Annotated in this window: 9 protein-coding genes and 1 pseudogene; 2 read left to right on the forward strand and 8 right to left on the reverse strand. The window is 38.7% G+C overall.

Annotation, left to right across the window (positions count from 1 at the left end):
• Position 1 precedes the first annotated feature (1 nt).
• On the forward strand, positions 2–1,552 hold the full coding sequence (recJ, locus tag G6069_RS06700; RefSeq protein ID WP_197293785.1) for a single-stranded-DNA-specific exonuclease RecJ: 1,551 nt from the start codon (positions 2–4) through the stop codon (positions 1,550–1,552).
• Positions 1,552–2,448: an RluA family pseudouridine synthase gene (locus G6069_RS06705; protein WP_197293786.1), complete on the forward strand. Its 897-nt coding sequence runs from the start codon at positions 1,552–1,554 to the stop codon at positions 2,446–2,448. The genes recJ and G6069_RS06705 overlap by 1 nt, the downstream gene beginning before the upstream one ends.
• Here the strand turns inward: G6069_RS06705 and G6069_RS06710 are convergent.
• The 8 genes and pseudogenes from G6069_RS06710 to G6069_RS06745 all read right to left on the reverse strand — a co-directional run bounded on the left by G6069_RS06710 (position 2,442) and on the right by G6069_RS06745 (position 7,495).
• Entirely contained in the window at positions 2,442–3,683 is a 1,242-nt protein-coding gene (locus G6069_RS06710) for a hypothetical protein (protein WP_197293787.1), read from the reverse strand. The two genes, G6069_RS06705 and G6069_RS06710, sit on opposite strands and share 7 nt — an antisense overlap.
• Positions 3,673–4,458, reverse strand: a complete 786-nt coding sequence (locus tag G6069_RS06715) for a hypothetical protein (protein ID WP_197293788.1) — start codon at positions 4,456–4,458, stop codon at positions 3,673–3,675. The genes G6069_RS06710 and G6069_RS06715 overlap by 11 nt, the downstream gene beginning before the upstream one ends.
• Positions 4,458–4,844, reverse strand: a complete 387-nt coding sequence (locus G6069_RS06720; protein ID WP_197293789.1) for a DUF1294 domain-containing protein — start codon at positions 4,842–4,844, stop codon at positions 4,458–4,460. The genes G6069_RS06715 and G6069_RS06720 overlap by 1 nt, the downstream gene beginning before the upstream one ends.
• A 308-nt stretch (positions 4,845–5,152) precedes the next feature.
• Positions 5,153–5,419 (reverse strand): annotated as a pseudogene (locus tag G6069_RS06725) (lysozyme).
• A 23-nt stretch (positions 5,420–5,442) separates the two neighbouring features.
• A complete protein-coding gene (locus tag G6069_RS06730; protein ID WP_197293790.1) occupies positions 5,443–5,808 on the reverse strand; it encodes a glycoside hydrolase family protein in 366 nt (121 codons plus the stop codon).
• Between the two features lie 29 nt (positions 5,809–5,837).
• Positions 5,838–6,398: a hypothetical protein gene (locus tag G6069_RS06735; protein ID WP_197293791.1), complete on the reverse strand. Its 561-nt coding sequence runs from the start codon at positions 6,396–6,398 to the stop codon at positions 5,838–5,840.
• Positions 6,382–6,720 (reverse strand): hypothetical protein, encoded by a 339-nt coding sequence (locus G6069_RS06740; protein WP_077657441.1) that lies wholly within the window; start codon positions 6,718–6,720, stop codon positions 6,382–6,384. The genes G6069_RS06735 and G6069_RS06740 overlap by 17 nt, the downstream gene beginning before the upstream one ends.
• A 115-nt stretch (positions 6,721–6,835) precedes the next feature.
• Complete coding sequence (locus tag G6069_RS06745) at positions 6,836–7,495, reverse strand: tetratricopeptide repeat protein (protein WP_197293792.1); 660 nt, start codon at positions 7,493–7,495, stop codon at positions 6,836–6,838.
• Between the last annotated feature and the right edge of the window lie 81 nt (positions 7,496–7,576).

Here is a 7,576-nt window from a genome sequence, read left to right on the forward strand (position 1 = left end):
AATGAAACAAAAGCTTAAAGCTCAAATCAAAGAGCGCATGGCTTCTATCGCTTATAATGAAAAAGGGTTTCCTAGCCCCTTTTTATTTAAAGACTTGAAAAAAGCCGCGCTCAAAATCATAGAAGCCATGCACGCAAACACAGAAATTTTAGTGGTGGGCGATTATGACGCTGACGGCGTGATTAGCTCTGCTATCATGGCAAAATTTTTTGAAAGCCTAAACTACAAGCATGTCCGCATTATAATCCCTAATCGCTTCATGGATGGCTATGGGATTTCTAAAAAATTTTTAGAAAAACACCACGCCCCTTTAATCATCACGGTGGATAACGGGATTAACGCCTTTGAAGCCGCACGATTTTGCAAAGAAAAAAATTACACCCTTATCATCACCGATCACCATTGCTTAAATAATGATGAAGTCCCAGACGCTTATGCGGTGATCAACCCCAAGCAACCGGATTGTGATTTTATCCAAAAGGAAGTGTGTGGGGCGTTGGTAGCGTTTTATTTGTGCTATGGCATCCACCAGCTTTTAGGAAAAGAAAAGAGCCATTCTAGTGAGTTATTGTGTTTAGCGGGCGTGGCGACTATTGCTGACATGATGCCTTTGACTTTTTTTAACCGCTTTTTAGTTTCTAAAGCCTTGTATTTTTTGCAAAAAGAATCCTTAGGGGCGATGGGGTTTTTACGCCAAAGAGAAGTTTTTAGAAAACGCTCTTTAAAAGCGAGCGATATTTCTTTTAACATCGCCCCTTTAATCAATTCCGCAGGGCGCATGCAAGACGCTAAAATGGCTTTAGATTTTTTAAGCGCGAATAATTTTCAAGATGGCTATTCTTTGTATGAACGCTTGAAAGCATGCAATATGAAGCGCAAAATGATCCAACAGCAGGTTTTTGAAGAAGCCTTTAGGCATGCGATGGTTGGAGAAAAAATCATCGTCGCTTTTAAGGATAATTGGCATGAGGGCGTGCTTGGGATCGTGGCTTCAAAATTAGTGGAAGCCACTCAAAAGCCAAGCCTGGTTTTTACCTTTAAAGAAGGGGTGTATAAAGGGAGCGCTCGTAGCTCTTCAAACATTGACTTGATTGACGCTTTGAATGGGGTTTCTTCTTTGTTGCTCGGCTATGGAGGGCATAGGCAAGCTTGCGGGTTGAGCGTTGGAAAAAACAATATCGTCTCGCTCTTTGAAACTTTAGAAAATTTTGATTTTAAAGTCTTGCCTTTTTGTGAAAAAGAACCCCCTTTAACGCTCAAATTAAAAGACATTGACAGAGAGCTTTTAGAGATTATAGAAATGGGCGAACCTTATGGGCAAGAAAACCCTGAGCCTTTATTCCAGGCGCAAAATTTAGAAGTCATAGAAGAAAAAATCATTAAAGAAAGCCACCAGGTTTTGCGTTTTAAGGATAAAGAATGCGTCAAAGAGGCGATTTATTTTAACGCTGAGCGGTTTTTGAAAGCGGGCGAAAAGGTGAGCGCGATTTTTAGCGTGGAATTAGATGAGTGTTCTAATGAGCCTAAAATGTTTGTTAAAAGTTTGTTGTAGTGCCTTTTGTTGAAGAAGAATTTGAAATTTTAAAACCCACCAAAGCCTTGTTTTTGGTGCGCGATGTTTTAAAATGCTCTTTAAAAGAAGCCCAACGGCACCTTGACAAGCAACGCCTGAAACAAAACCAACAAGCCGTGCGTAAATCTCAAATCATTCAAGGGGTCGTTCGCTTGATTTATTTCAAGCCTAATGAAAAGCAAGAAAAGCTTGTTTTTGAGGCTAAGGATTTTGGCGTGTTTGACAAACCCGCTCAAATTTATACCCACCCTAAAGGCTATTTTTACCATGAAAGCTTATTAGATTGTATCCAATCTCATTTTGGCAAAAACGCCCACCCAGCCCACAGGTTAGACTATGAAACGAGCGGGTTAGTTTTAGCGGGCAAGACTTTACAAAGCGCTAAGGATTTAAAAGCGCTTTTCATGCAAAAAAAAGTGAAAAAAACTTATTTAGCGCTAGCACATGGGTTGGTGGATAAAAGTATCATAATAGATAAGCCCATTCTAACGCCACAAAACATTCAAAAAGATTTGTGCATTCGATCTCAAATTTCTCCTTTAGGCAAGCCTTCAATCACGCTTGTTGAGCCTTTAAGTTATAACCCTTTTTTGGATATAAGCTTGCTTAAAATAATCCCGCTCACCGGGCGCACGCACCAGATCCGCTTGCATTTAAGCAGTATAAATCACAGGATCGTGGGCGAGGGACTTTATGGGGTGGCTGATGAAGAAGCGAGAGGATACCTTCAATTAAAGCGTGAAAATAACGCCCCATTACTCATGCTCCATGCCTCTAGTTTGGAATTTGAATTTAAAGGAGCGATCTATCAAATCGCTTCCCCCATGCCCGAACGCTTCATGCCGTTTCTAAAAGATCTACCGCTCTTTTATTGATTGATCTTTTGGTTGTCCTCTTCTGGGGTTTGGTTGAGATCGTCTATATGCTCTTTAATGATTTTTTTCTCCACCATAGGAGCGTTTTTGTAACTCTCTTGAAATTCTTGGCTGATTTTAACAAAGCTATCGTTAAATTGCTGTTTGTAGCTGTTTTTGAGATTTTCTTTCACTTCGTTGACATTGTTCAAAATTTCTTTTTTGAATCCGTCTCTGTGGAGCCATTCATCAATAAAATTGAATGCTGCATCGCTTCCAAACCAAATCCCAATAGTGCAAGCAGGAGCGAAAGGCCCGCAAGTCCAAGAACCGCTCAAAGCTGTGCCAATCTTTGCGAGGAATTTACCCCCTACTTTCGCCCCAAGTTTAGCACCAATTTTTGCCACAAGTTTTGGGGTTAGCTTTGCCGCAATAGCCAAGCCACTCACGCCAGTCATTGCCCCTATTGTTCCTATAAAATTGGCTTTCAATTTCCTTGCCACTTCATCGCCAAGAGTGTCTAAAATTTTTGCGTTTTGAGAAAGATCGGTATCCACTCCTTTTAGAGCGGTCTCACTCACAAATTTTTCGTGTTGTTTTAACAAACTTGCATAAGTTTTAGAAAGCCCCTTGGTTATAGCATCCAATCTTTGCTTGTAATCTTTCCCTAAAAGTTTTTCTTGCAACACATTAGCCACCGCATCTTCGGCGTTCAAGCCGGTCTTTTTAGCTATAAAAAGGGCAAACTCACTATAATTTCCCTTGAGAGAGTAGTGCCAGTCTAAGAACTTATCCACATTGTATTCTATTGGATCAAAAAACCCATCTATTTGAGTGTTTATCACGCTATTCATTTCCTCTATGCCACTATTCAGAGCGGCGTTGATCTCTGCTTGATGGCTATCAATATTATCTTTTATAATATCGGTAGGTAAAATTTTTTCAACATACTTAAAGAGTTTTTTGGTTTGTCTGCTTTTGCCTCCTAACTGGGTTCCGCTATACGCAAAGAATTTGACGCTAAAATAGACGACAAATAAAACAATAAGACATCCCCAAAAAATATAGCTATATCTCTTTTGTTTTTTAATTTCTCCTTCTTGTTCCTTGCTCTTTGGCTCTTCTTTTTCTTGCTTTGGCTTCTGCTCTTGTTTGCCTTGTTTTTCTTGTTTCTGTTCCTCTAGCTCTTGCTTTTGCTTTTTTAGTTCCAGCTTTGGTCTTGCTTGCTCTAGATCTTCCTTAACATCATTTTCCATACTCACCCCTAAAATATTTTGATAACCAATAAATGATTTGAGCACTCAGCCTGCTGATGGCTATCCCGCTAAGAGCGTTATAGATGATAAACGCTACCCAGCCCGCAACCATAAACCCCTTATTTAAGCCCATGCTCTCTGCTTTGTGCATGCCCCACCAAGTAACCCCCTCTAACATTTTTTTAAATTCTAAAACATAACTCGTATAATCACAATTTGAATAAGCGGAATCACTCGCTGCCTTAATAGTGTCTATCAAAGCTGGTTTCAAATAATCGGGCATGTTGCCATGATAGATCGCATAGTAACTCAAGCCAATGAAGAAAAGAGTCCCCACAAAAGCGCTCACTTCTCTAGACATCAGCATCAAATAATCTTCTTTGATGATACTCTTGAGCATTTTTTCAAACACGCCAAACACCGTAGCGCAAACAACGATAGTGCAAAAAACAATCCCCCACATCATCCAATTATAGTCCAGCACGCTATAAGCGATGGATATGGATGTGAAAATTGAAAAAATATAATAAAAGCAAGACACCATTATTGGGGAGTGTAGCATCTTGGATAAGAAGGATTCGCTATTCACGAAACACTTGGCGAAGCACTTCCTCTGATGCATTTTTAAAGAAATATAGCTGTAAGCGACAATCCCTAGTATCAGCAGCACAAAGACCAACGAGAAACAGGACTTATCGTAAGTCAAACGCCATAAGACCAACAACACCCCAACGATCACGCTTGTGCCCAGAATGATTTTAAAAAAATAAGACATTATCTTTTATCCCCCTTGTTGTTTTTGAAGCGTTTGTTAGGGTTTTCTTTAAGGAGGAAAATCTTAAACGCTACCAGTATCAAGGATAGTGAGAATATCGTTAGCACTACTATCCAAAAAAGATCCTTGCTGACAAAGTAAAGGATTGCGCTCTCTATCAAGCAAATGAGCGAAACGCCGTATTTAAACTTAAGCTTTAAGATCTTATGGTGGGACACAACCATAGCGACCAAAAACCCGACAGACCCGCCAAGGAGCGATAAAGCCCACAAAGCTTTTTCAGGAATACGCCACATTTTTTGCTCAGCCGAATTTTTATCCACCAGCATGATAATAAAAATCAGAATATTGACTATGAGCAACCAAACGATAGAAGCAAATTCCACGCTTACCCTTTCAAGAGCGTTTTAACAACCCAAACGCTACCACTTGGCTTTTTAGAGAGAGAGAGAGAGAGAGAGAAAGCAAAATTTTAAGATTGATTCTCAAATCTATTCCTTTACAAAAGTTAAGACTGGGTGTTTTAACATGATTTTTGGCCTGATCGCATCAAGCCCTTACTTTTTAACATTTCCGCTCCCCTGCTTTTTTAAAGCCTCCCTAAATTATTACACCCCACACCAATAAACACAACGCACCCAAGCACAAAGCCCTAAAAAGGCCTTTTTGAAATTCTTTAGCATGACAATATTCTTTATTCCCCAAGCAAAATACAGCCCTCGTTCAAATACTCTTTCAAAATCTCTCGCCCCTTAGGGGTTTTCATCAAAATAGATATTATTTAGCTTCTCAACCTCTCAGGCTCTTCTCTGTTGGCGTTTTTGGTCAGATCGTATTCGTTGAAAAAATACGGCATGACCGATTTTGATTTGAGCTCAAGCCCCACCTCTTTGATCACCTTTTCTATCGTGTATTTTTTCTTACAATGTTTTTCGCAACCCTCCAATTTCAAAATTTCCATATTCCTTGACGCTCTTTTTTCACTTAATTGAAATATGGGCTTTTTTGCAGTCTCTCCACAGCCAAAGCATAATTTTTATCCTCTATGGCCTTGATGAATTGCTTGAATTTGAGTAGCCCGTTCAAGCCTAAATTGTAGCTCAAATCCAAGATGACCATTCTCCTCATTGCGTCCAAATTTTTATACCACCCATAAGAGAGGAGGGCCTTATGATTCTCTTTTAATATGTCAGTTAAAAGCCCATACGCTTTGGTGATACGCTTACCCTCATAAGAATAAACGCTCAAATTATAGCCATAGCCAATCGTGGGATGCCCCGTCTTGTCGGTATAAATAGAAGGCGAAAACCTCTCTGAATCCACTATCAAAAACGACGCCGCTAAGATCAATTTGCTAAGATAAAGCGTCCAACACCCTTTTAGCTGCCTTTATTATTCTTAGCTTTCAATTCTTCTAGTTTTTTTGAAATGATTTCTTCAGTAACGCTAGAGAGTCTCTCTCCATCATGCTTACCCTCTGGGGTTTCTTTGCTCTGTAATTCTTCTTGTTTTTTTGAAATGATTTCTTCAGCGATGCTAGAGAGTTTTTCCGCATTTTTGGTGTCTTTGTAGTTGGAGCGGTTTTTCAAATTCTCCCTAATCTGCCTTTTTTTTTGGATGATTGCAAACATTTTTTGGCTGAACTTATAGCATTTACGCACACTAAAAACAATCACGCCCCACTTGATCAATAAAGCGATTAAAAGCCAAACAAACGAGCTAGAAGTGTCCAATAAAAACTGGCGTACATCGCTATAAACCCAAATATCCACTAAAATAACCAACAAAGTGATCAGAATAGAAAACGCAATGCTTTTAAACCTAAAAAGCCACGCCACTATCACAAACCCTCTCGTGTGCCTGTGGGCTAACAGCCAGCGTTCATTCTTTTCGCTAAAAAAATTCATCAAACCAGAAATTACGCTATTTTTCTTGCTCATTCTCGCCCTTTTCCCAAACTTCTTTAAAATGCTTGGTGGTTTTTTCTTGCTTTTCTTTCAATTCTTTAGCGTGGATTTGCTCTAACAACCTTTTTTCTTCAGCTTCAAACATGATTTTTAATTCTTCTTCATTAAAATCGCTCAGTTGCATATTCTCTTTTATCAGGCGTTTTTCTACGATTTTAACCGCTTGCTCCCTGATTTTTTGAGATTTTTCTTTAAAAAGTGCTCGTTTGGTTTTTTGAAACGCTTCATTGGAATTTTTGTGGATCGTTTGTTTGCAAAAATCTAAAAAATCCCTAACTTGATGCATGATTTTCATTATTATCCGTTTTTAAAGAGTTTTTAAGACTAATGATCCCTAAAAGAATACCAAAAAAAGATTAAAACTCTCTAGTAGGATTACAAAAACATGAAAGTCAGCCAAAAAACAGCATTTATTTCAAATCTAGTAGTTGTTCAAGTGTATCGCATGCCACCTCATCTCCTAGTTTGCAACGCTCTTTCATAATCTCCGCTTCGGTCGCTATATATCCCACGCATGCCAACTCATTTTTTAATTCGCAACCCTTTTTAAAGTTTTTCATCGCTTGTTTTCTATTTTTGACTACGCCTTCGCCAGAACGCTGCATCTCTCCTAGTCTCAAACACCCATCACCTTCTTTTAAACCACACGCTTTAGCATACAAAGCAAAAGCCTTTTTTAAATCCTTTTTTACTCCATTCCCATTTTGATATAAAGTCCCTAAAAGAGAACACCCTATGCCAAAATTTAATTCACATGCTTTAGAGTAGTATTGAGTAGCTTTTCTTAAATCCTTTTTTACCATAGGCCCATTATTTATATATAAATTCCCTAAAAAACCACACCCTACAGCATAGTTTAATTCACACCCTTTAGTCAATAAAGCAAGAGCTTTTCTATAATTCTTTTCTCCAAAATCTTTATTAGTATATAAAATTCCTAGACCAAAACACCCCTTAGCATAGTTTAATTCACACGATTTTTCAAAGTATTTTTTAGCTTGAGTAAAATTTTTCGCTTTGTTACTCTTTACGCCCAAATTGAAAAGCTCTTCAGGGTTTGGCTCTGCCATTAACCCCCCCCCCCCCAATCAACACACAACACAAGCACAAAACTCTAAAAATGGCTTTTTTGAAACTTAGCATGACGCTTC

It is taken from the genome of Helicobacter pylori, assembly GCF_017594925.1.
Taxonomy (GTDB): Bacteria; Campylobacterota; Campylobacteria; order Campylobacterales; family Helicobacteraceae; genus Helicobacter; species Helicobacter pylori_DP.

What these genes read in the sequence shown, in the direction of transcription:
- recJ (WP_197293785.1), top strand. Translation starts at nt 2, where the DNA reads ATGAAACAAAAGCTTAAAGCTCAAATCAAAGAGCGCATGGCTTCTATC.
- G6069_RS06710 (WP_197293787.1), bottom strand. Translation starts at nt 3,683, where the DNA reads ATGGAAAATGATGTTAAGGAAGATCTAGAGCAAGCAAGACCAAAGCTG.
- G6069_RS06715 (WP_197293788.1), bottom strand. Translation starts at nt 4,458, where the DNA reads ATGTCTTATTTTTTTAAAATCATTCTGGGCACAAGCGTGATCGTTGGG.
- G6069_RS06735 (WP_197293791.1), bottom strand. Translation starts at nt 6,398, where the DNA reads ATGAGCAAGAAAAATAGCGTAATTTCTGGTTTGATGAATTTTTTTAGC.
- G6069_RS06740 (WP_077657441.1), bottom strand. Translation starts at nt 6,720, where the DNA reads ATGAAAATCATGCATCAAGTTAGGGATTTTTTAGATTTTTGCAAACAA.
- G6069_RS06745 (WP_197293792.1), bottom strand. Translation starts at nt 7,495, where the DNA reads ATGGCAGAGCCAAACCCTGAAGAGCTTTTCAATTTGGGCGTAAAGAGT.